The organism is Bacillus sp. FSL R10-2780, from assembly GCF_038006125.1.
In the GTDB taxonomy this organism is placed as follows: Bacteria; Bacillota; Bacilli; order Bacillales; family Bacillaceae_G; genus Bacillus_A; species Bacillus_A cereus_U.
In genome coordinates this window covers 632,735-654,685 of sequence record NZ_JBBOUQ010000001.1, presented here as the reverse complement: position 1 = coordinate 654,685, position 21,951 = coordinate 632,735, and the positions used below count along the sequence as shown (strand labels likewise).

Genomic DNA, 21,951 nt, shown 5'->3' with positions numbered 1-21,951 from the left:
GTTATTTTTATTATGTGCATCTATTCATTTTCTTCTCTTCATTCTTATAACTTCACCCAATATTGGCTTCCATCAGCTGTTCTATCTAAAAAACCATATTCGATTAAATATCTTCTCAAAGTGACAAAATCCGGATATATATTTTCTAAAACTGTATTTACTTCTTTTTCAGTATACTTTTTATTACTATCGAATTTCTTCACTAAATGACGTAATATAATTAATTTACGCTTTTGCTTTTTCGGAAATTTAGAAAGCGGTCCATCCAAACCTTCTGTAAAATGCGTTGTTAAAACTTCAGCATTTTCTTCCTCTGTAATATTGTATCGATCATCCACCATCGTAGCTGTTCTATGAATCGGTACAAATTTAGTTTGAACTTTTGATTTTTCTTCTGACAATTCCATTAACGCTAAAAATACTTTCGCTTGCTTCATTTTCTCTCGCAATGTAAATCGATGATTGCGAATCGTCGACGTGCTCCCGCCGTCCATTTCTTTTACAATCTCTTTATCGTTAAGTCCCATATGGAAAAACTGAACCATTTTCTTTTGCAAATCAGTTAAACCTGTAAACTTCTTATCAAGATTTAATAAATATTCAAACATAGACGTATGCTCATTTTGAATATGCAACTGTACAAACTTCTCTGCTTCATACAAAACTTGATTTTCTTGATAAATAACCCCTTTAATAAACGTTTCTCCACAAGCTAAACAAATATACTCCTCTGCTACCTCGTCAAATACATACCCTTTCTTCAATTCCTCTACCGACGCATCCCAAAACTTCTCTGATATATCACTCATACTAAACACTCCTTCAAAATGTTTATTTAAAAACAAACAAATTACAATAACGTTTATTATCACTTCATCATCTTAACATATAAAAAGTAAACGTTTCAATGTTTCGTTTACCTATTTTACAAACTTTTATAAAAATGTTTATCTAACTATGATAAATAGGACTTATCACACCGAAAAACGAATGTATTTTAACAAACTAATTATTATGGGATGTGAAACAAAACATGACTACTATTCAAGGCCCTTCCAGCATTCAATTTTAACTACCAAAAAGGTGTTTCCGTATATGGAAACACCTTTTACCTTTTATATATTTTATAAACAACCTCTACTAAAACTTTACTTGCTTGTACAAATACATGTTTTCGATTTCCATCCTCAACGAATCTATTTGAACAACCACTAATCATCATCATACAACAAATTATGACTATTACTTTAATGCTTTTTCTGCAAATCATTTTATGCAACTCCACTTTTGTAAAACTTCATTTAAATTTACCCCATCAAAAAAAGTTTACACGAATAATGAAACGTAAAAATATGTAATGTTGCATATTTTTACGTTTCATTACAATATTGTGATTTAATTATTTTAATAACTGGTATACCGAGGTGACTCACTTGAAATTTAAAGCGAAAAAAAATCCATTTCATATCATTTTAATCTCATTGTTTTTAGTTGTTTTTTTCATTTCCCTATTCTTTCAAAATGATAATTCTATTTTTTTCACTCTCATGATGCTCTTAAATATCGTGAATCTCTCTTCTTTCTATTTTTCTCATTACAAAATAACGGAATCTGCCCTTGTTGTTAAACATGGTTTCATACTCCGTACTGAAATTCCATTTGAAGATATACGCCACATTAAATACTCTGGTAAAAAGCTTCGTTCAGAAAATTGGACAAGACAGCAAATAGAAATTCATTATAATTTATTCGACTCAGTAACACCTTTCGTACCACAAGAAGAGGAGAAATTCATTTCACTCTTAAAAGAAAACTGGCCAAATGTGAAAATAATCAATAGCACCTCAAATGAATAGTTTTGTTTGAGACAGTTCTATGCTATTAGGATAACTATATAAGAATTGAATATCCTCCCCAAGCAAAACCGCCGTTTACATATTTATTCTCCCCTCAGGCTAACTACCCAATAGTTAGTCTATTTTTTATTACATAAAGATACTACCCCTCCATCACAAACAAACGATACGAACATACACTATTTCTAAAAAAGTAAACTTCTACACAAAATGAATGAAAGGTGCTTATTATGTATGAGTTAAGTTATGAAGGATTAACAGGTGAAATTATTACAAGATATGATTGTGAGTATGAAGAAGCTAGACAAGAATGGAATCGAGCTATTCAAAAGTTTCCTTTAGCTATCATTTATTGTTTTACGAAATGGGATGTTAGTAATGCGATTATTTGGGCGAGAAAAAATGAAATTTCTATTCGCATTCGTTCTGGTGGACACCATTATGAAGGATATTCTGCCGGAAACAACGTCCTCGTAATTGATATAAGTAAAATGAACTGTATGCAGCTTAATGAACATAAAAATACATTAGTCATTCAAGGTGGTGTTCAAAATAAACAAATCTATGACTTTATCTCTTCAAAAGGTTATCCATTTCCAGGCGGAACTTGTCCAACTGTTGGAGTAAGTGGATACACTTTAGGCGGAGGTTGGGGCTATTCTAGTAGGTATTTCGGCCTTGGTTGTGACAATTTAATAGAGTTAGAATTAATCGACTATAAAGGTAAAGTAATTACAGCTAATGAAACTTACCACAAAGACTTATTTTGGGCTTGTCGCGGGGCAGGTGGCGGAAATTTTGGCATCGTTGTTTCGTTAACTTTTAAGCTCCCTCCAATAGTTGATAAAGTTACTTTCGTTGAACTATATTGGCCTAACGCTTCAGTAGACATCCAAAAGGAATTTCTTCACACATGGCAAAGCTGGCTAGTAAATTTAAATAGTAAAATGACAATTGGTGCGAGCATATACAACTCTGCTGCGGAAGGACTTGCAATATATGGACGAGGTTTATATTATGGTACCCCTGAAGATGCAGCATTCATTTTACAAGATTTAGTCAATATAAACGGGGTGAAGGTGAATTTACAATATATCAGTTTTCCTGAAGCAATGGACATTGTACAATCTTCATATCCACCGTATGAACAATTTAAATCTACAGGTCGATTCGTTCATAAACAATATAACGAGGAAGAAGTCGAAAAAATTATTAGTCTTATTGAAGATAGAGCTTCCGGCAGTATTTTTGCAGCTTTAAGCCTCTATCCACTTGGAGGAAAAGTTCAGGATGTAGATAAAGATGCGACCGCTTTTTATTACCGTGATGCACATTATATTATCGGCATTCAATCTATATGGGAAGATCCAATCTTTAAAAAGGATAACTCCCAATGGTTAGAAAAACGATTTGACTATATAGAATCCATAACAGAAGGCTCATTCGTCAATTTCCCATACAGCGATTTGAAAGATTATATGAACGCTTATTACGGAACACACGCGAACAAATTAAGAAAAATTAGTAAAAAATATGACCCTTTATGCGTATTTACTTTTCCACAAGGAATTAAAAATTAATATGCGATAAAAAAGCCAAGATTCTAAACTAAGAACCTTGGCCTCTTCTATTATTCTTTCGGAGCGATCATTTTTTTCGGATCTACAATCTCATCAAATTGCTCTTCTGTTAGTAATCCCGATTGCAGTGCTGCTTCTTTTAAAGTTAATCCATCTTTATGGGCATACTTTGCAATTTTCGCGGCATTTTCATACCCGATATGTGGGTTTAGTGCGGTTACAAGCATTAATGAACGATTTACATTTTCATTAATTACTTCTTCATCTGCTTCAATACCAACTGCACATTTATCATTAAATGAAACGGTTGCATCAGCTAATAAGTGAGCAGATTGCAGGAAGTTGTAAGCGATAACTGGTTTGAATACGTTTAGCTCAAAATTACCTTGGCTCGCAGCAAATCCGATTGTTGTGTCATTTCCCATAACTTGTGCTACAACCATTGTTAGCGCTTCGCTTTGCGTTGGATTTACTTTACCTGGCATAATAGAGCTTCCTGGTTCATTTGCAGGAATAATAATTTCCCCAAGACCACTACGCGGACCACTTGCAAGCCAACGCACATCGTTAGCAATCTTCATTAAATCAGCAGCTAATGCTTTTAATGCTCCGTGTGCAAATACAACTTCATCATGGCTCGTTAACGCATGGAATTTATTTGGTGCAGAAACAAATTGTTTACCTGTAAACAGACTAATTTCTTCTGCTACCATCTCACCAAATTTAGGGTGCGCATTAATTCCAGTTCCAACCGCAGTACCACCAATTGCTAATTCTTTCATATATGTATTGCTATCTGCAATCATACGCTCTGTTTTTTCAAGCATACGGTGCCATCCGCTAATTTCTTGTCCTAACGTTAACGGTGTTGCATCTTGTAAATGCGTACGACCGATTTTAATAATATGTTCAAATGCAGTTACTTTTTCTGCTAATGTTTCTTTTAATTTCGTAATAGCTGGTAATACATGATTTTCTACCGCAATTACACACGCTACATGAAGTGCCGTTGGGAACGTATCATTTGAACTTTGAGACATGTTCACGTCATCATTCGGATGAATATGTACGTCAGATCCCTTTTCTTTCAAAATTTGATTACCGCGGTTTGCAATTACTTCATTTACATTCATATTCGATTGTGTACCACTACCTGTTTGCCATACGACAAGTGGAAAATGTTCATTCCATTTTTCTGCGATAACTTCATCAGCAGCTTCCGCAATTGCTTGTGCTTTTTCTTCTGATAACTTCCCTAATTTTTGATTGCTAATCGCTGCACTCTTCTTTAAAATCGCAAATGCTTTTACAATTTCAAGCGGCATATGCTCTGTTCCAATCGGAAAATTTTCCTTACTACGCTGTGTTTGTGCTGCCCATAATTTATCAGCTGGAACTTTCATTTCTCCTAATGTATCTCTTTCAATTCTGTACTCCATTTTTTCATCCCCTTGAAAATAAAATACCTACATTTCTCATTTTAACAGACTTTCATTCAAATGATAAGAATTCTCACTCGTATGTATAAAAAAAATACCTTCTGCCACCGCAGAAGGTATTTTTTTATGATGCTTGTTTTCCTTTTTCAGCGTCATCTACATACCAAATGAATTTTCCTGTATATCCGTAAATAACTGCCAAAATTAATGAAACGAAGCTTAACCACATAAACGGAACGTATGAGAATGTTGCTACACCTAAAATACCAGCCATAAAAATACCATTATCCGACCACGGAACCATACCAGAAGTTAACGTTCCACCTACTTCTGAGTTACGCGCTAATACACGGCGGTCTATTTTTAATTTATCATAGCTATCTTCCATAATTTTCGGTGTTAAAATAAGTGATACATACATCGCACAACCAAATATATTAGCTAAGAATGCCACGATTAATGTAGACAATGTTACATTACCTGCAGAATTTAATTTCTTCTCAAATTTTGATACGATTACTTTTAAAACGCCTAGCTTTTCAAGTAGTCCACCAAAACCTAAGCCGAAAATAATAACGGCTACTGAACTAAGCATACCGTTAATTCCACCACGGTTTAATAACTTATCGACAAACTCGACACCAGATTGAATTGAGAATCCGTTATATGCTGTTCCAATTGCCTCTCCAAAGTGCATCCCTTGGAAAAGAGTTGCCCAAATTGCACCAATTAAAGCTCCCATAGCAATTGTTGGCATAGAAGGTTTCTTCAGCGCCAATAGCACAATAACGATTACAGCCGGAACAAGCATCCATATTTTAATATCAAATTGCTTTAATAAAGCTTCTTTTAAAAACTCTACTCTATTTAAATCTACATTATCCCCGCCATACATCCATCCAGCAACAGTAAACATAATGCTGGTAATAATAAAAGCTGGAACGTCTAATACGAGCATAGCTCGAACGTGAGCAATAACATCTACTTTTGCCATAGAAGCTGCAAGAACTGTGCTATCAGAAAGTGGTGATAATTTGTCTCCAAAATACGCTCCTGAAAGAACTGCACCTGCAACAAGCGGAAGTGGTAATCCAAGCCCTTCCCCAATCGCCATCATAGCAATACCAGCTGTTCCAACTGTTCCCCATGATGTTCCTGTCGCGATAGAAGTTATTGAACAAATAATTAAAGTTGCCAATAAGAATATGCTAGGGTGAATGAATTCTAATCCATAATAAATTAATGTAGGTACAACCCCACCAGCAATCCATGTTCCAATTAAAGCTCCAACTGCAACTAAAATAAGAATTGCTTCTAATCCATTAGAAATCCCTTTCGTAATTGCATCTTGCAATTCTTGATAACGAAATCCTAACCTTAATCCAAGCGCAATAACTAAAAACCATGAAATAAATAGCGCTAATTGAATTGGGAGATCAAAAATCGTTTGGAAGGAAAAGACGACAGCAAGAAATAGGAATAAAAGAATGATGATTTCTAGCATCGAGGGTAATCTTACACTTTTCATTTTTTTCTCTCCTTACAAGTCGATAACATGATGTATGTCGTCTTACGTGTATGTAGTATACAATTAGCGAAGACAAAACAAAATTTTCATATTATTTCGATTTATTTTTTCAGTATAATATATTCACAACCCTTTCTATTGTAAAAGTAGATTGCGCTTTTCGCAATGAAAAATATAAAAAATGTTGTATTTTTATTTCTTTCGAAAAAACTATCTAATAATAACTTTTTTAATATTTGCCACAACAAAGATTTCCACTGCTGTTCTCAGTTCATATGTACTACTATATTTCCCCTTACCCAAAAGAACACACATCATTTATTACAATACAAGGGGCTGGTGGATGGATTGCGGCATTACCTGCAGCTGAAAAAAATCAAATCAAAAATCTTGCTAGCATTTTAACACCAACCGATCTACAATATTTTTCCATAATCAAAAAAGAGCATGTTACACTTTTATGTAACATGCTCTTTCTTTACTACTCTATATGGCTATGCCTGAATGTCTGCAAATTCTTCAATATGCTCGTACTCTTTTTCCAATTCCTCTAAAGACAGCTCGTATAATTGTCGTTCGCGAATCTTAAACACACCTGCTCCAATTAACTCATCAATTAAATGCCTCTTACGATTTTCAACAGCAAAACGGAGTTGACTACTCATCTTTTAAAAAACTCCTTTCTACGATCATTGAAAATGATAATCTTTATCAATTACCACTTTTGATTATAAAAGATGATTCTTAATAAGTAAAGTAATCTTATGAAATATTTACCTTACAAAGTATTTGTGGCCACATTATATATATGTATGCCACGCGAAAAATGTTATGACACTTTTTCATACCCTTTTTCTTTCATACTTTGCAAGTTGTCTCATTATGGTTAAATTCACCCTCAATTTCTACTTGAATGGTGACATGTTCTACATGAAATTTTTCCTTTAATACATCCGTTGCTTCTTTCAATACACTTTGCGTTTCATTACCTTTAATAATAAGATGGCAAGTTAGTACTTGAAAATCTGATGTTACGGACCATATATGTAAATCATGAACTTCTTTTACAATAGTAATATTTAATAATGTATTTTTCACCTCTTCAGCATCTATGTGCTGTGGTGCGCCTTCCATTAATATATGAACTGTATCACGTGTTACACGCCATCCACTTATAATGACTAAAATAGACACAAGAATACTAGCAACCGCATCTGCGGCATTCCAATCAAAAAATTTAATAAGTAACGCAGCAATAATTGCTCCGACTGAACCTAATAAATCGCCTAGTACGTGTAAGAAAGCACTCCTTAAATTCAAATTCCCTTTCACATCTCCGCCTCTCATTAATATCCAAGCTGATAAAATATTAATAAGCAAACCAAGTACAGCAATAATGAGCATCCCATTACTAGCAATCTCCACCGGTTCTTTAAAACGACGAATTGCTTCAATAAAAATATATACTGAAATGACAATAAGAACGACACCGTTACATAATGCCGCTAACATTTCGACACGCTTATACCCGTATGTTTTTGCAGCCGTTGCCGTTTTCTCTCCAAGCTTGAAGGCAAGTAAGCTTAAAGCGAGAGATACTGCATCACTTAACATATGCCCCGCGTCAGATAATAGTGCTAAACTATTCGTTACAAACCCACCAATAACTTCAGCAATCATAAAACTTGTCGTTAGTAGAAAGGCAATTAGTAACGCCTTTTTATTTTTGGAATGACCGTGATCATGTGAATGTCCCATACTAATACTCCTTTAAGTGCAATATCTGTATGTTAGTATGAAACAAACTCACTCCCTTTATCCCGCATTAACGTCCGATTGGTGAAGGCTAATAATCAGTGGGGATGAACAAAACCCCCACTGATTAAAGTTTCACTTTATCCCGATTCCTTCTGTATACACACTTCGCTACTTTTCAAACAAGTCCTTTTTCTCAAATAAAAACAAGACTACTTCTTTTTTATTTTCATATTGTTTACTAATGAAAGAATTTTTAAGGAGGTTACTTAAATGAAACGTTTATTTCTCTGTATGGAGCGTGAACTTGTTGTAATAAAAGAACAAGATGGTAACTACGAAACGACTTACCACTTACAAAATATGCAGCCTACTTGTATTGCAGTTGATCCATTTCAAAAGAATCGTGTATATTGTGGAACATTTGGACGAGGTCTATGGTTAAGCGATGATGGTGGGGATTCATGGAGACCAATTGGAGATTCTTATCGTTACTTTGACTTTCCGAAAGAAGACGGTATTTTACATTCTTCAATCACTTCCATTACGATAAGCCCTAATGAACAAGTTAACAGATATGGAGTCGTTTATGTAGGTACAGAACCTAGTGCTTTATTTCGTTCAGAAAATGGCGGTGTAACGTGGACTGAACTTAAAAATATGAAATCATTATTATCTTCTTATACGTGGGCTTTCCCGCCTAGACCTTTTACCCATCACGTACGCTGGATTACAATTGATCCAAACAATCCAAATACAATCCACGTTTCAATCGAAGCTGGTGCTGTTATTCAAAGTAACGATAAAGGGCATACATGGATTGATAAAAAATTCGGTGCCCCTATCGATGCTCATCAATTACTCATGCACCCTGAAGCCCCAAATCGCCTTTATGCATCATGTGGTGATGGGTTTATGGGCGGACCTGATCGTGCCTATCTTGAAAGTTATAACAGTGGAAATAGCTGGATTTCATGTAGTGAAGGACTTGAACATCATTATTTATACAGCATGGCTATCGATCCAGCTGATTGTAATACAATTCTCGTTTCTGCCGCACCGAGTGCTGATCTCGCTCATCACCGTATTCCTTATGAATCTTATATTTATCGAAAAACGAAAGATACTCCTTTCGAGCAAGTACAGCAAGGACTAACTTCTGCAATCGGTACAGTCATTTCAATGTTTGCTACAAACCCAGCAGAACCGCATACATTTTACACTTTAAATAATAATGGCTTGTTTCAATCCGTTAACAGCGGAGAAACTTGGGAACAATTAAACATTCCATGGAAAGAGGAATATAAAACTCAGCATCCTCATGCGTTACTCGTTACTAATTCTTAACAAAAAAGAGACTGCCTATGTATTCATTTCAGGCAGTCTCTCTTTGTTATTTCTTTAAATCAATCACAATATCATCTAACACAATATCTTTCTTTTTCGCCTCTTTTTTCGGCACTTCAATTTTCTTCTCTTTCCCATCAACAAACTCTACTCCACCATGATTTTCAGGTGTATGAACTCGCAAGTTCACATGAGGTGTAATAATGAGTTTCGTTGCATTTTCGTTCAGTTTTTGGAACGTAGTACTCCAACTACTTTTATGTGGCTCTGCTACTGTACTTGTTCCACCATTACCTTCACCTACGTATCGATTTCCTAAATCATCTTTTATTTCTAATTCAACATCTGCACTATCCCATATACTTCTTAATGTCTTAGATTCTTCTTGATTGTAAAAAATGATAAATGACATAGGGGTTACTTCCATTTTGTCTATATTTACTTTTATGCCTTCTTTTTCAGAACTTCCTTGAATCTTCATTTCTTTACTATCCATTGCATTTAAAGAAAGCGCGAAATTCCAATTCCCTTTTATTGATTTTTTTTCCTCGTGCATATCAATTGCTTCCATATTCCATCTAACATTTGCAACGTCCATTCTTTTACTACCGTGATCACTTGCTGTAGTCATACCTACATATTTTTTATCCTCTACTTTCGTAATTTTAGAACTTCCTCCCGAACCATTAGAGCCTTCCACCTGTGGGAAACCAAATATGCTCGGGTTCTCTCCTAAATCTTTATCACTTTCAATAGAATACGTTATCGCTACAGTTCTGCCGTCAAAAACAGCATCATTAATTGTGACCTTAACCCCATTACTTTCCCTCGTCATATTTAACTCAGTCGAAAACTCTTTATAATTTTCATATAGCCCTGTTCTACCATTATCTAAAAATCGGAATATATCTCCTACTATTGGCAATCCTCCAGCGTATGTAGGAAATCCGATACCAAGCGTTGCAACTGATAATCCTACTAAAATAGATGCAGCAGCGACACCTTTTTTCCAAGTTTTCACCTTTTTCTTCGTACGTATAGATTGTTTTAAATTACGCTTCACTTTTTCTTTTTCAATTTCAGAAGCCTCAATTTCCTCAAGTTCTTTTTCATCTATATCAATATCATTTAATAGTTCATAAATATCTTTCATATTACACTACCTCCAAAACTAATATTCGTAGCATTTTGTTGTAGCTTCTTTTTCCCGCGATACACACGATTATCTATCGCCGCTCGAGTTAGTCCTAACTTGTCACCTATTTCTTCTGTCTTCATACCGAGTAGATATTTCATAATGAACACTTTTTGATCTAACGGTTCTAATTGATTAATAAGCTTCAATAATTCTTCCCTATCTTCCATAACGATTAATTCGTCTTCTGCCGATTTTTCCGTACTTATATGAAACTCATCTGAAATGATTTCTACTTTTTTAGTTGCTTTCCGGTAATAATCAATTGCTTTAAACTTTGCAATCGCTGCAATCCATTTTTTAAAATCACTCGGCTCTCCATGAAACTTATTTGCGTTATTCCAAATGGAAAGAAATATATCATTTACACATTCCTCTATGAGTCCATCATTTTGAACTGGAAGAAGAACTTTATGCGTAATCCCCTTTATGAGTGGTAAGTATGTATCGACAACAAATTCTAGCGCATCTTCTTTTTGTCGCTGTAATCTTTTTATAAAATTTTTCTCATTAGATTTCATGTAGCGATTCCCCTTATTTTTTTGTAAAAGCTTTTACACTCTATATAACGTCCAGAAAAAAGTTTTCTCTCATCTTTTTTATTATTTTTTGTATGTAATGGAATACTTTTCCTTACCTATTGTCTCATATAACTTTGAATTTGAAGAAAATTTTCTCAAGTCTACAATTTAATTAACGTAGTACACTATTTACATAGCCATTCTTTAACTTGGTGTACATTTTATTTCGTTAATCTACTATTTAAAATTAGGAGATGAGATTTGTATGTGTGGAATTACAGGCTGGATAGATTGGAAGAAGGATCTTTCAAATCAACATGTTATTTTAGAAAAGATGGCAAATAGTATTCAGCATCGTGGTCCTGATGCTGAAGGATTTTGGTTTTCTCCTCGTGCGGCCTTTGCACACCGACGTTTAATTGTTATTGACCCAGAAGGCGGAACGCAGCCAAAAACATTTCGTGCCGGAGATTACACGTATGCTCTTACTTATAATGGAGAAATTTATAATTTTCGTGAACTGAGAGAACAACTTCAAAAATGTGGGCATGCCTTTGAAACTCACTCGGATACAGAAGTGTTACTACACGCTTATTTAGAATGGAAAGAAGACTGCGTGCAACGTTTAAATGGAATTTTCGCTTTCGCAATATGGGATGATCAGAAGCAACAATTGTTTTTAGCACGAGATCATTTAGGGGTAAAACCACTTTTTTATACAGAAAGAAATGACAGTATTATTTTCGGCTCTGAAATAAAAGCATTATTAGCTCACCCATCTGTTCCTGCTGAAATTGATGCGGATGGCATAAATGAAATATTTGGATTAGGATTATTTCGAACTCCAGGATGTGGCGTCTTTAAACATATTCAAGAAGTACGTGCTGGACATTTTATATCTTTTACACGTGATAAAAAGGTAGTTAAGAAGTATTGGAATTTAGAAAGTAAGGTCCATAAAGAATCTATCGAAGATACATCTTCACATATTTTATCTATCTTACAAGATACAGTAAAAAGACAATTAATTGCCGATGTTCCTCTTGTTTGTATGTTATCAGGCGGATTAGATTCTAGCGGTATTACTGCACTAGCGGGGAAAGAATTTGCAGCGGAAAATAAAACACTTCATACGTATTCCGTTGACTTTGTAAATAGCGCAAAAGATTTCGAGCTGACATTTGCTCGCACTGGTTTAGACGCTCCTTGGGTAAAACGTGTTTCTGAACATGTAGGGACATCGCATCATGATATTATTGTGAATGCTGAAGAATTAGCAAATCACTTATTCGTTCCCCTCCGTGCAAAAGATTTACCAAGTGCTGGCGAAATGGAAACTTCACTATATTTACTATTTTGCGAAATGAAAAAAGATGCAACCGTAGCTTTATCTGGAGAATCTGCTGATGAAGTATTCGGGGGATATCCTTGGTTTCATCAAGAAGAACTATTATATGTAGATAAGTTTCCGTGGTTAACAAACTGGAAAAACACATCTTCTCTATTATTAAGCGGCGTAACAACTCAATGTAATCCTGAGCATTATATTAATAAACGATTCCATGAAGCTGTTCTTGAAGTACCTACTCTTGAAGGAGAAAGTAAAAAAGAAGCGAAACAACGCCAAATGTTTTATTTATTTTTAACGAGATTTCTCCCGTTCTTACTTGACCGTAAAGACCGTATGAGTATGGCTGTAGGGTTTGAAGTTCGTGTACCATTTTGCGATTTTAGATTAGTTGAATATTTATGGAACGTTCCTTTCAACATAAAAAGTATTGATAATATTGAAAAAGGTATTTTACGTAGAGCACTGAAACCTGCTTTACCTGATGATGTGCGAAATAGAAGAAAAAGCGCTTATCCTACTTCACAAGATCCACATTATTTACAAACAATCCGTAATTTAACACTTGATATGTGCAGCAATAAAAACAATCCTGTTTTCTCACTTATTAACCATTCCATATTACTTGCAATTGCTGATCAAAGTAATAAAGTGGTTAACAATTTTGAAGCAAGAAGTGCTATGGAGTATATGCTACAAGTAAATGAATGGTTAAAAACGTATCATATTCATATCGCTTAACAAAAAAGAGTTCAAGGACAAAAACCCTTGAACTCCCTTTCATTTATTAATTGGCACATTGTCTATCTTCAGTATCGATGGACCATCCAATAATAGTGGCACAATCTCTACCTTTCCACTGAAGTACATTTGTTAATACAGGCTCAATCTGTAAACAAGTTCCGTCGTGTAATATTTCTACTAAAGATTGATCATCATCAAACTTTCGTTTATCACATTCTAAAATACCATCTGTTGCCATTACAATGTGATTCTGACCTTTTTCTAATCCCCTTATCCCTGATGTAAAACAAGGGGTATTCGCTGCAAAAACATTTTTTCTTCCTATATATTCATAGTTCTTACGCTTATTTAGCCTACCTTTTCCATTTTCCGTTTGCTCTGAATGGAATAAATACGCGAAGCAATCACCAACTGATAGCCAATATAAGAACTCGCCTTTTCGTAAACAAATTAAACATGCAAGTTCCTCATCATCTTGGTCACATTTCTCGATAAATAGCTCATCTGTAAATAACGCTAATAAATACATATGGGTATGATGAAAAGCTAAATGGATTGGATATGAAAATAATTCTTTTAGTTGTTCTTCTCTTTCTGAAATCGCTTCTATTATATAATGTATATTTTTTGTTTTATGATGTGTATCAAAAATCATAACAAATTCAAATTCTAATTTCGGATCCCACCAAGCTAGCACTGCATCTCCTCTTTCATATGCATCACTCTCTTGATTTCCTCCATATACGCCGACTGAAAGAGGACCACATTTTTCAACATGTATTTGATCTACATACATCTTTTCATGACTAATCCATTTAAATGTATTCACAGCTATCATCCTCTCTCTTGCTAAATGTATACCTTTACACATAGATTACCTTATATTTCAATAAAAATAAACTTTTTCAACATTTATTATGAAAATAACAGGATTTTAATTCTTACCAAGCGAATATATCTTATAATACGATATAAAAGTTAGGGGGATTTATAATATGAAAGATATTAATCCACATTGGGAGACAATTTACTACCACTTACGATATGAGTATGAAGACAATCTTTCTCATCAAGCAATTCGCATTTTACAAATCATTTCTCGTGAGAATGACATAACAATTGGAAAAGTTGCTTCTGAACTCGGTTTATCTCATAACACAGCGTCTGAACACGTGAAACGCCTTATTCAAAAAGGATTTATCATGAAAGAAAGAAATAAACAAGATGAAAGAGTTGTGAACCTTACATTAACGGCAGAAGGAATTGAAGCATTAGAAAAGCATACTTTGCTAGATAAAGAAAAGATACAAATATTAGAATCACAGTTATCAAAAGAAGAGCAACAACTAATAGAAAAAGCCTTTTCGTTATTAGCTAAGGAGGCAAAATATGCATTTCCTCGTTAAGGTCATCGTCTCCGCCCTCATTATTGGGGCTGTAACCGAATTTGCTAAATACTATAGTACACTTGGTGGCTTTATCGCAGCTCTTCCTCTTATTAGTTTACTTAGTTTATTTTGGATTTCTTTCGAAGGTGGGAGTAAACAAGAGTTAAGTCAATTCGCTTTAGGCGTATTATATGGATTTCCTGCATCTGCACTACTATTATTTATTGTTTATATCGGTTTAAAGAACTCCTTTTCACTTAGTACATCTATACTCTTTGGCATATGTGCCTGGTGTATCGTCTTTACTTGCCAAAAAGTATTTCAAGCTTAGGGGGAATTACTATTAATAGATCAGTAGAGATATTTGAACAAAATGTAGAAGTATATATGAGAGGTAGCAGTAAACAAACTGTAGTGATTCAAACAGGAATGGGATGCTCATTTTATGATTGGCTTCCTATTATAGAAAAGCTTTCACAAAACTTTACAGTCATTTCATATCATCGCCCAGGTTACGGAGAAAGTGAGCTAGGAACTAATCCACGTACAACAATGCAAGTTGTAAAAGAACTACATGTGTTACTACATGAACTAGATATTTACGAGCCAATCATTTTAATCGGTCATTCCTATGGAGGTTTATGCGCACAACATTTTGCGATATTACATGAGGACCAAATTAAAGCACTTATTTTAGTTGATTCTACTTCCATGAACTTACACCGATTAGATGAGCTTCATTTACCGGTTTCTGATCAAACTGATTCTGACGATATTTGGCTACAAAAATATCATAATTACTCCAACATGGATGCAGACGCGCTTTATACTGAACTGAAACCTATGCTCGTCAATACAACAAAACAGCATATCAAATTCTCTACATCTCCTTCATTATATAAAGCGACAGCTTCTGAACTGTCCGAGTGGAAATATTGCGCTCGCTCAATAAAAAAACAACATAAAACATTAGAAATACCATTAATCGTTATCGGTAGAGATCCTCAATATTCTATTGCTCAATTGATTGAGGGCGGTATGCCAAAAGAAGAAGCTACACAACTTGAAGATATGTGGCAAGAACTTATTCGTGAACAATTACACCTCTCAATAAACAGCAAATATATTCTTGCCGAACATGCTGATCACGGAATAGAAAATGATCGACCAGATATTATCATTCAAGTCATTCAATCTTTACACACAAAAAAAGGAAGCAACTAAAGCTGCTTCCTTACTTATCTATTCATAGTCTTCTTCGTCATCATCAACTTCTTCATAATACGAACTCCCATTGCTTACATATATAGGACCATTCGCAACATCAATACGTAGTACCCATGCCCATGGCACAGCTAAACGTTTATGTATTGTTCTCCAAAAATTCATTGATTTTCTTTCGTACTCCTGGAACTCCTGAAGTAACTCTTTATAGGAGGAACCGTCTAACTGAATATTTGCTTCTAATAAACGAGAATGGGCATAGTACTGTAACTCTAGTTCAGCAGCAATCTCCATTTCTTCTTCCGTTGCCATACCTATAATTGCTCCATCTGCTGGTGCGATTTCATATACGTTGTGAACTTCAATAAGCCCTTCTTTCTCTTTCTCAAACATGTAAACAGCCTCCTTTAACAAATATTTTTTATGTTACAAAGTCATACTTCTACAATACCTTCTCTCTTTCCTCTTTTTTTGATAAACTTTTACAAAATGTTTATCCGATGACCTATTCTCTCAGCAGAAATGAAACGATTACTATTAAAAGTTAATTTGTACACATCGGGCATGTGAAGTGTTTTCCAAAACTGAAAATCATATTTCGAATCAAAATAATTCATAAGTAAAACCATAATATTCCCATGAGTGCCTATTACAATATTCTTCCCTTTATATTTTCCCAATATATTTTGCATACATAATACAGCACGCCTTTGCGCTACATCATTTGATTCCCCGCCTTCGTATGCAAAAGTCCAGTCTTCCCACACCTTCTGAATAGCATCATTAAAATCCTGTACTGGTTCTTTACTTAATAACCTTTCCCGTAAATCTTCTTCCAATTGTATTGATAGTTTATTTGCATTCGCAATTCCTTCAACGGTCTGAATCGCTCTTTCGTATGGACTAGAAATAACAACATCAATCTTCTCATCTTTTAACAAGCTTGTTATGTTTTGTGCATCTAACCAACCCTTCTCAGATAAGGAACGTTCCCTTTCTTCCTTTGTATATGTAGAGTGAGCGTGGCGAACGAAATATATTGTAGTCATTTGTTCCTCTTCCTTTCTTAGTTTCAATCTATATTCAATGGAGTAAATAGGAAATCCTGTATCATGAAAAGAAAAGGACGCTTTCTAATAAGCGCCCTTTGTTTACATAATAAAATTATTTCATTATAATTTTATTATGAATTCTTCATCTGTTATAACATCTCGAATGAAGTAATCTATATTATTTCTAAGCTTTTGGTGCGTAATTTGATTATCTATATCATTAAACATTATTACAACCTCAACCTTATTTCCCTTTTTATCTGTAGTATACAAACTTTTTGTCAATACGAATGCGGTAGAACCACCTTTTTGCCCAGCATATTCCAACTTATTATTTTCAACTGTTCCTTTAAAAACATTATCAATTTCATCTTGCATTGACTTTGGGGAATATTCCCTACTATTTATCTTCTCCATTAAACTCATATAATCTTTAGCATTTGCACTCACTAATCGATCTGACCAAATACGCTGGAATTCCATATCTACTTTTAATGGTATATCACGTTTCTTCCATTCGCTTTCATCTTTCATCCATTCATGTATTTGTAACACATGTTTATTATACTCATCATTAGACATGTTACGTATCATTTCTAACGATTGATCCTCTTGTACATGAAGCTCTTTTTCTACATATCCTCTCATATATAGTGAAGCAGTATAAGAAGAGAACTTATCATGACTAGTAAGCTCTAATTCTTTTATACTTTCATTTACTCTATCTATCCCAAGTTTCTCTAATAAATATGTTGTATTTGCATTAGAACTATAATGAATCATCCCTTTGGCAACTCCTTCTAAAGTGATTTGTTCATTTTTCACTAACTCTCTAGCTTTGGCATCTTCTAACCATGCAGGATGCGCTCCACCATCAGTATCTTTAACGTAGTATTTTTCTAGTTCTTTCAATGAAATTTGTTCATCGCGGCGGATTTTTCCTTCTGACACTTGTTTAGCAAATTCAACTGCTATTACGATTTTAGCCATACTCGCTAATGGTAATTTTTTATTTTCATTTACAGATGTTACTACTTCACCGTTTTTTCTAATAAGTAATGAACATGTTTCATCACCTTTATGTTCTTTTATGTAGTTTAATACGTAATCAGGATCTTCTTTTGACAAATAATATTTCATAACTGCAAAGAAAGCTATAACAACTACTATAATAACTCCCACAATTATCCCTATCATCTTTAATATATTCACAATGTGCCTCCTCTAACAAATTGCCTACTATATATTAATTATACCGAACTAAATTACAATTTTATACAAAATAGAATAACTCTTCCTAATAATAGAAAGAGTTATTCTATTTCACATGAAGTTATTTGTCCATTTAACGTAACTACTATATTTGAATCGTCAGCCTGTATATCGCCTTTAGAGCGGGTTACTGTGGGCGGTCCAATTACAACCGACTCTTTAATTGGCGAAAGGTCTTTCGCTAATTTCTCTGCACTTACACCGTAAGCAGCTTGAAATACTTCTGGCGGCGTCAACCTTAATATATCCGATCCTTCGGCTGTTTCAAACTGATCGTTATTGAAGAATAAATGTAATTGTACTTCTTCTGTTATGGCTGTGATCCAATGCCACCATCCCATTGGAATAAAGACAGTTTGCCCCGCTTTTAAATGATAATTTTGCAATTGATTCGTTTCAGGATTTAATATAGAAGTAACGGCTTCCCCTGAGACAACAACATCTAATTCCCAAGCATTTGGATGCCAATGTGGTTCTCGCATATGCCCCTTCGTCATAAACAAATCAACAAATGCTCCCCCAATCATCGCCGGTAACTGTGTTGATGTTACTTCATACGCAACATTTTTCTCGTCTCTTTTAAAAAAGACATTTTTTCTTGAATCAAAGAAAAGATTTGGAGTTCCTGAGCTTTTCTTTAAATTTTTATTATCTGTAACATAACCTGAATTACTCATTTTATCCCTCTTTCCCGCTCCTAACATTCTGTACTTAACAATGTATCGTATGGGAAAAATAGATGATATGTGCCTATTCAGCACATAATAAAAAAACATGCTTTCATAAAGAGAGCATGTTTTGTGATATTCTTCACATTGTTTAGTTAAAAAATAAACTTTTTACTTACCATGATGTAACATTAAATCACTGAGTTCTTCTTCAATGTGATTTAATTTCGCAACGCCTTCTTTCCATTTATGAATATAACGTGAAACCCCAACGAAAAATAAAATAATAATTGTGGAAAGAATAATACCATACACGATAGCTACAGTACTCATAGTTACACTTCCTTGTAATTAGTTATGTTTTTATTATAAACCTTTTTCTTTTAAAATACTTCGATTTCAACTTTTTGTAACAAAATTGATTTTTCTAACAAATAAATAAAAAAACTTTATATTTTTATCCTACCAAATATCACCTTATATTCTTTAAACATCTCCATTTGTTAAAAAACGTTCGAAAAAGGAAAATTTTTCACAAAATATACAAAACTTCACCATATGTACTATTACCATATGGGTTATATTATTTAATAGTGTAAAGGGGATGATACAATATGACGACTTGGTTTATTGTACTGTTAGTTGTATTTGGGGCATTTAAAATTATCGTTTCTAGTCTTCCAAACTCCGTTATTGAATCAATTATTAGCCGATATGAAACACATCCGCAACTTGATGAAGAGAATGTTACTGTAACGATCAATGGAAATAGCTTAGAAGGCGATAAGAAATCTCAAATTATTACTGATTTTAATGAAGGTTTATTTTTAGATCGTTATTATGCACCACCACAAAATGAGGGAACTCCTTTAATTATCAATGCAAAACGTGGTAAAAAGGATTTTACATTTTATATTTATAGTCATGAAGAGCATGTTGATGTTATCAAACAACATAAAAAGAAGGTAGTTGCTTATAGTTTACGCTCTAAAAACCTTCAAAATAATGATATGTTCGTATCAGCAGATATAGTTTAAAAGGCTGTCGTTTATAACGACAGCCTTTTAAACTATATCTCTATTTATTTTTCTTTTCCTCAATTTTTGCTTGCGCCTCTTCGGCCTTATCTAATGTTTCTGAGACTTTCTTCTCTTTTTCTTTTACATCGTCTATACTATCGACAGCTTTAATTAATTTATCGATTCCCTCTTCTTCTATCTTTCTCCGCTTTGCCACCCTTTCATTTACTTTCTCTTCCACATCTTTTGCTTTTTGAAGCATATTCTCTGCATTTGATGTTACAGCTTTTTCAAGTGCATCATCTTTTTTCTTTTGTAATACTTCATTTGCAATATCTTTCGTTTCTGAATACTTACCGTCTTTTAATGCTGTCGCACCGTGATCTAGTAACTGAGCGACTTCTTTATATGCCTTCGCTTCATTTCCTGATTTTTCTTTTTCCGCTTTTTCAAACCACATAATCGCATCACTATATTTTTCATTTTTCAATGATTGCATACCTGTTTCAATATACGTGTCATAATTACTACATCCAGTCATTACGACTAACAGAAAAAGCATTACAAAACTTAATTTTTTCATGATGTTTTCTCCTTTTCTTTGCCTGCTCACTTTACTGTAACATACATGAAAAAGAGTTTCAAAAACTAAAATACTAATATGGTCATTTTTATTGTTTCCAGTCAATTTTTTATTACTTTCTTATTTTTCAGGCCGACACATCCACTTGCTTGTTTGCCACATGCTTTCTTACTCCCACTAATACAACTAACAATAATCCTCCGCCTAATGTCATCATAACAATGCTAGTCGGCAACATATCTAATAATAATCCATATACAATCATACCGAGCGGTGCGATTGCGGTAGAAATTGTTTCAAGTAAACCGAATACACGTCCTAAATAGTTTGGATCTGTCGTCTTTTGCATATGTACTTGCATCGGTATATTTACAACCATCATTGATATACCAGTTAAAATCATAAAAGCGATATAGTAAATAAAACTTACTACTTTCGGAATGGTAACTAACAATGGAAAGACTGTAAATAAACTCAAGCCCGCAAATAAAAACAGCCCAATATAAACAGAGCGAAACGGGTTATTCACTTCTTTACGTACTGATAAAACAATTGCACCAATTAGCATCCCGACTGCTAACATTCCCTCTACAACACCGAGTTGCTTCGAGGATAAATGCAAATTTTGAACAATAATATACGGAAGTGAAACGAAAAGTGCACTCGCAAAAAAGTTTACCCCTACTGCAATTTTCATTAAACCATATATTTCATGCTGTCGTTTTACATATGAAAAACCTTCTTTTATACTCGTCAAAAAATGCTCTTTACTTTCAGCCATTTCTTTTTTATATAAATCAAATACGATAAATAATTGCACAATAACCGCTAAAAAGAATGTAATGCTATTTAGCAGGAAAAACGATTTAATCGAAAAGAAACCAAATACAACTCCGCCAATAATTGGCGCTAAAATATTTGATAAAGATGCTGCCGTCTGGTTCAAAGCACTCGCTTTTTGAATACGCTCCTCATCTACTAAATTAGGAATAGACGAAGTTACTGCAACAGAATAAAAACTTGCACAAATTGATAATAATGCTGCTGAAACATAAATAAACAGAAGTGATGGTCCAAACATAGTAGCCAGAATAAACATAATAAGCATCGTTAAGCTACTTAATAAATCAGTACCAATGACAAGCCATCTTCGGTTCACACGGTCAGCTACAGCACCTGCAATTGGTCCACAGATCATTCTTGGTATTGATCCGCAAATTAGCGTAGTTGCAAATCCCATTCCTGAACCCGTTGTCTTTAATACGTATAATCCCATTGCAAACGTATAAATACCTGCACCTAATAAAGATGTCATTTTCCCAATCATCATTAGCATAATATTTCTCGTTGCAATCTTCATTTTTGAATCATTTTGACCTATACTTAGATCCCCCATTATGACACTCTCCCCTTAAAAGTTAAATTGTGTTAA

At 34.1% G+C, this 21,951-nt stretch carries 24 protein-coding genes and 1 pseudogene; 8 read left to right on the top strand and 17 right to left on the bottom strand.

Features of this window, described 5'->3' with window-relative positions:
- Positions 1–44: 44 nt before the first annotated feature.
- Complete coding sequence (locus NSQ47_RS03495) at positions 45–809, bottom strand: DUF2087 domain-containing protein (protein ID WP_002158430.1); 765 nt, start codon at positions 807–809, stop codon at positions 45–47.
- A 299-nt stretch (positions 810–1,108) separates the two neighbouring features.
- Positions 1,109–1,270, bottom strand: coding sequence for a hypothetical protein (locus tag NSQ47_RS03490; protein WP_002158431.1), 162 nt, complete (start codon positions 1,268–1,270; stop codon positions 1,109–1,111).
- A 163-nt stretch (positions 1,271–1,433) separates the two neighbouring features.
- Between NSQ47_RS03490 and NSQ47_RS03485 the strand changes: the two genes are divergently transcribed.
- Entirely contained in the window at positions 1,434–1,856 is a 423-nt protein-coding gene (locus NSQ47_RS03485; protein WP_341036124.1) for a PH domain-containing protein, read from the top strand.
- Between the two features lie 230 nt (positions 1,857–2,086).
- Positions 2,087–3,436, top strand: a complete 1,350-nt coding sequence (locus tag NSQ47_RS03480; RefSeq protein WP_341036123.1) for an FAD-dependent oxidoreductase — start codon at positions 2,087–2,089, stop codon at positions 3,434–3,436.
- A gap of 50 nt (positions 3,437–3,486) precedes the next feature.
- Here NSQ47_RS03480 and fumC read toward each other — a convergent pair whose 3' ends face one another.
- From fumC to NSQ47_RS03460, 4 genes are all read right to left on the bottom strand, one after another.
- On the bottom strand, positions 3,487–4,875 hold the full coding sequence (gene fumC, locus NSQ47_RS03475) for a class II fumarate hydratase (RefSeq protein WP_341036121.1): 1,389 nt from the start codon (positions 4,873–4,875) through the stop codon (positions 3,487–3,489).
- Between the two features lie 124 nt (positions 4,876–4,999).
- Entirely contained in the window at positions 5,000–6,403 is a 1,404-nt protein-coding gene (nhaC, locus tag NSQ47_RS03470) for a Na+/H+ antiporter NhaC (RefSeq protein ID WP_002202491.1), read from the bottom strand.
- A 494-nt stretch (positions 6,404–6,897) separates the two neighbouring features.
- On the bottom strand, positions 6,898–7,068 hold the full coding sequence (fbpA, locus tag NSQ47_RS03465) for a Fur-regulated basic protein FbpA (RefSeq protein ID WP_002158436.1): 171 nt from the start codon (positions 7,066–7,068) through the stop codon (positions 6,898–6,900).
- A 193-nt stretch (positions 7,069–7,261) separates the two neighbouring features.
- A complete protein-coding gene (locus tag NSQ47_RS03460; RefSeq protein ID WP_070139083.1) occupies positions 7,262–8,161 on the bottom strand; it encodes a cation diffusion facilitator family transporter in 900 nt (299 codons plus the stop codon).
- Positions 8,162–8,431: 270 nt separating this feature from the next.
- On the opposite strand from NSQ47_RS03460, the gene NSQ47_RS03455 reads away from it, so the two are divergent.
- Entirely contained in the window at positions 8,432–9,505 is a 1,074-nt protein-coding gene (locus NSQ47_RS03455; protein ID WP_341036117.1) for a WD40/YVTN/BNR-like repeat-containing protein, read from the top strand.
- Positions 9,506–9,551: 46 nt separating this feature from the next.
- Here NSQ47_RS03455 and NSQ47_RS03450 read toward each other — a convergent pair whose 3' ends face one another.
- Both NSQ47_RS03450 and NSQ47_RS03445 read right to left on the bottom strand, forming a co-directional pair.
- On the bottom strand, positions 9,552–10,658 hold the full coding sequence (locus tag NSQ47_RS03450; protein ID WP_341036116.1) for a DUF4179 domain-containing protein: 1,107 nt from the start codon (positions 10,656–10,658) through the stop codon (positions 9,552–9,554).
- Positions 10,655–11,221, bottom strand: coding sequence for a sigma-70 family RNA polymerase sigma factor (locus NSQ47_RS03445; RefSeq protein WP_002200990.1), 567 nt, complete (start codon positions 11,219–11,221; stop codon positions 10,655–10,657). Before NSQ47_RS03445 ends, NSQ47_RS03450 begins: the two co-directional genes overlap by 4 nt.
- A 265-nt stretch (positions 11,222–11,486) precedes the next feature.
- Here NSQ47_RS03445 and asnB point away from each other — a divergent pair, with 265 nt between their 5' ends.
- A complete protein-coding gene (asnB, locus tag NSQ47_RS03440; RefSeq protein WP_341036115.1) occupies positions 11,487–13,310 on the top strand; it encodes an asparagine synthase (glutamine-hydrolyzing) in 1,824 nt (607 codons plus the stop codon).
- A gap of 46 nt (positions 13,311–13,356) precedes the next feature.
- On the opposite strand, the gene NSQ47_RS03435 is transcribed toward asnB, so the two are convergent.
- A complete protein-coding gene (locus tag NSQ47_RS03435; protein WP_002158443.1) occupies positions 13,357–14,184 on the bottom strand; it encodes a protein phosphatase 2C domain-containing protein in 828 nt (275 codons plus the stop codon).
- A 124-nt stretch (positions 14,185–14,308) separates the two neighbouring features.
- On the opposite strand from NSQ47_RS03435, the gene NSQ47_RS03430 reads away from it, so the two are divergent.
- The 3 genes from NSQ47_RS03430 to NSQ47_RS03420 are packed head-to-tail and all read left to right on the top strand — an operon-like array spanning position 14,309 to position 15,925.
- Complete coding sequence (locus NSQ47_RS03430) at positions 14,309–14,719, top strand: MarR family winged helix-turn-helix transcriptional regulator (RefSeq protein WP_088078256.1); 411 nt, start codon at positions 14,309–14,311, stop codon at positions 14,717–14,719.
- The gene (locus NSQ47_RS03425) at positions 14,703–15,032 is read left to right on the top strand and encodes a DUF3147 family protein (RefSeq protein WP_341036113.1); all 330 of its coding nucleotides are present in this window, start codon (positions 14,703–14,705) and stop codon (positions 15,030–15,032) included. Before NSQ47_RS03430 ends, NSQ47_RS03425 begins: the two co-directional genes overlap by 17 nt.
- Positions 14,984–15,925: an alpha/beta fold hydrolase gene (locus NSQ47_RS03420; protein WP_341036111.1), complete on the top strand. Its 942-nt coding sequence runs from the start codon at positions 14,984–14,986 to the stop codon at positions 15,923–15,925. Before NSQ47_RS03425 ends, NSQ47_RS03420 begins: the two co-directional genes overlap by 49 nt.
- An 18-nt stretch (positions 15,926–15,943) precedes the next feature.
- On the opposite strand, the gene NSQ47_RS03415 is transcribed toward NSQ47_RS03420, so the two are convergent.
- The 6 genes and pseudogenes from NSQ47_RS03415 to NSQ47_RS28160 form a co-directional block, all read right to left on the bottom strand.
- Positions 15,944–16,318, bottom strand: coding sequence for a hypothetical protein (locus tag NSQ47_RS03415; RefSeq protein ID WP_341036109.1), 375 nt, complete (start codon positions 16,316–16,318; stop codon positions 15,944–15,946).
- Positions 16,319–16,407: 89 nt separating this feature from the next.
- Positions 16,408–16,974, bottom strand: coding sequence for a histidine phosphatase family protein (locus tag NSQ47_RS03410; protein WP_002158447.1), 567 nt, complete (start codon positions 16,972–16,974; stop codon positions 16,408–16,410).
- A 123-nt stretch (positions 16,975–17,097) separates the two neighbouring features.
- Positions 17,098–18,189 (bottom strand): serine hydrolase, encoded by a 1,092-nt coding sequence (locus tag NSQ47_RS03405; protein ID WP_341036106.1) that lies wholly within the window; start codon positions 18,187–18,189, stop codon positions 17,098–17,100.
- 101 nt (positions 18,190–18,290) lie between these two features.
- Positions 18,291–18,926 carry a cupin domain-containing protein gene (locus NSQ47_RS03400; RefSeq protein WP_002158449.1) on the bottom strand — a complete coding sequence of 212 codons (636 nt, stop codon included), beginning with the start codon at positions 18,924–18,926 and terminating at the stop codon, positions 18,291–18,293.
- Positions 18,927–19,088: 162 nt separating this feature from the next.
- Complete coding sequence (locus NSQ47_RS03395; protein WP_002158451.1) at positions 19,089–19,250, bottom strand: hypothetical protein; 162 nt, start codon at positions 19,248–19,250, stop codon at positions 19,089–19,091.
- Between the two features lie 50 nt (positions 19,251–19,300).
- Positions 19,301–19,490, bottom strand: a pseudogene (locus NSQ47_RS28160) (hypothetical protein).
- Between the two features lie 41 nt (positions 19,491–19,531).
- Between NSQ47_RS28160 and NSQ47_RS03390 the strand changes: the two are divergent.
- The gene (locus tag NSQ47_RS03390) at positions 19,532–19,954 is read left to right on the top strand and encodes a YfmQ family protein (protein ID WP_002158452.1); all 423 of its coding nucleotides are present in this window, start codon (positions 19,532–19,534) and stop codon (positions 19,952–19,954) included.
- Between the two features lie 40 nt (positions 19,955–19,994).
- On the opposite strand, the gene NSQ47_RS03385 is transcribed toward NSQ47_RS03390, so the two are convergent.
- Positions 19,995–20,519 carry a DUF4398 domain-containing protein gene (locus NSQ47_RS03385; RefSeq protein WP_002158453.1) on the bottom strand — a complete coding sequence of 175 codons (525 nt, stop codon included), beginning with the start codon at positions 20,517–20,519 and terminating at the stop codon, positions 19,995–19,997.
- 127 nt (positions 20,520–20,646) lie between these two features.
- The gene (locus NSQ47_RS03380; RefSeq protein ID WP_341036104.1) at positions 20,647–21,915 is read right to left on the bottom strand and encodes an MFS transporter; all 1,269 of its coding nucleotides are present in this window, start codon (positions 21,913–21,915) and stop codon (positions 20,647–20,649) included.
- Positions 21,916–21,951 lie beyond the last annotated feature (36 nt).

What these genes read in the sequence shown, in the direction of transcription:
- NSQ47_RS03495 (WP_002158430.1), bottom strand. Translation starts at nt 809, where the DNA reads ATGAGTGATATATCAGAGAAGTTTTGGGATGCGTCGGTAGAGGAATTG.
- NSQ47_RS03490 (WP_002158431.1), bottom strand. Translation starts at nt 1,270, where the DNA reads ATGATTTGCAGAAAAAGCATTAAAGTAATAGTCATAATTTGTTGTATG.
- NSQ47_RS03480 (WP_341036123.1), top strand. Translation starts at nt 2,087, where the DNA reads ATGTATGAGTTAAGTTATGAAGGATTAACAGGTGAAATTATTACAAGA.
- fumC (WP_341036121.1), bottom strand. Translation starts at nt 4,875, where the DNA reads ATGGAGTACAGAATTGAAAGAGATACATTAGGAGAAATGAAAGTTCCA.
- nhaC (WP_002202491.1), bottom strand. Translation starts at nt 6,403, where the DNA reads ATGAAAAGTGTAAGATTACCCTCGATGCTAGAAATCATCATTCTTTTA.
- fbpA (WP_002158436.1), bottom strand. Translation starts at nt 7,068, where the DNA reads ATGAGTAGTCAACTCCGTTTTGCTGTTGAAAATCGTAAGAGGCATTTA.
- NSQ47_RS03460 (WP_070139083.1), bottom strand. Translation starts at nt 8,161, where the DNA reads ATGGGACATTCACATGATCACGGTCATTCCAAAAATAAAAAGGCGTTA.
- NSQ47_RS03455 (WP_341036117.1), top strand. Translation starts at nt 8,432, where the DNA reads ATGAAACGTTTATTTCTCTGTATGGAGCGTGAACTTGTTGTAATAAAA.
- NSQ47_RS03450 (WP_341036116.1), bottom strand. Translation starts at nt 10,658, where the DNA reads ATGAAAGATATTTATGAACTATTAAATGATATTGATATAGATGAAAAA.
- NSQ47_RS03445 (WP_002200990.1), bottom strand. Translation starts at nt 11,221, where the DNA reads ATGAAATCTAATGAGAAAAATTTTATAAAAAGATTACAGCGACAAAAA.
- asnB (WP_341036115.1), top strand. Translation starts at nt 11,487, where the DNA reads ATGTGTGGAATTACAGGCTGGATAGATTGGAAGAAGGATCTTTCAAAT.
- NSQ47_RS03435 (WP_002158443.1), bottom strand. Translation starts at nt 14,184, where the DNA reads ATGTGTAAAGGTATACATTTAGCAAGAGAGAGGATGATAGCTGTGAAT.
- NSQ47_RS03430 (WP_088078256.1), top strand. Translation starts at nt 14,309, where the DNA reads ATGAAAGATATTAATCCACATTGGGAGACAATTTACTACCACTTACGA.
- NSQ47_RS03425 (WP_341036113.1), top strand. Translation starts at nt 14,703, where the DNA reads ATGCATTTCCTCGTTAAGGTCATCGTCTCCGCCCTCATTATTGGGGCT.
- NSQ47_RS03420 (WP_341036111.1), top strand. Translation starts at nt 14,984, where the DNA reads ATGTGCCTGGTGTATCGTCTTTACTTGCCAAAAAGTATTTCAAGCTTA.
- NSQ47_RS03415 (WP_341036109.1), bottom strand. Translation starts at nt 16,318, where the DNA reads ATGTTTGAGAAAGAGAAAGAAGGGCTTATTGAAGTTCACAACGTATAT.
- NSQ47_RS03410 (WP_002158447.1), bottom strand. Translation starts at nt 16,974, where the DNA reads ATGACTACAATATATTTCGTTCGCCACGCTCACTCTACATATACAAAG.
- NSQ47_RS03400 (WP_002158449.1), bottom strand. Translation starts at nt 18,926, where the DNA reads ATGAGTAATTCAGGTTATGTTACAGATAATAAAAATTTAAAGAAAAGC.
- NSQ47_RS03395 (WP_002158451.1), bottom strand. Translation starts at nt 19,250, where the DNA reads ATGAGTACTGTAGCTATCGTGTATGGTATTATTCTTTCCACAATTATT.
- NSQ47_RS03390 (WP_002158452.1), top strand. Translation starts at nt 19,532, where the DNA reads ATGACGACTTGGTTTATTGTACTGTTAGTTGTATTTGGGGCATTTAAA.
- NSQ47_RS03385 (WP_002158453.1), bottom strand. Translation starts at nt 20,519, where the DNA reads ATGAAAAAATTAAGTTTTGTAATGCTTTTTCTGTTAGTCGTAATGACT.
- NSQ47_RS03380 (WP_341036104.1), bottom strand. Translation starts at nt 21,915, where the DNA reads ATGGGGGATCTAAGTATAGGTCAAAATGATTCAAAAATGAAGATTGCA.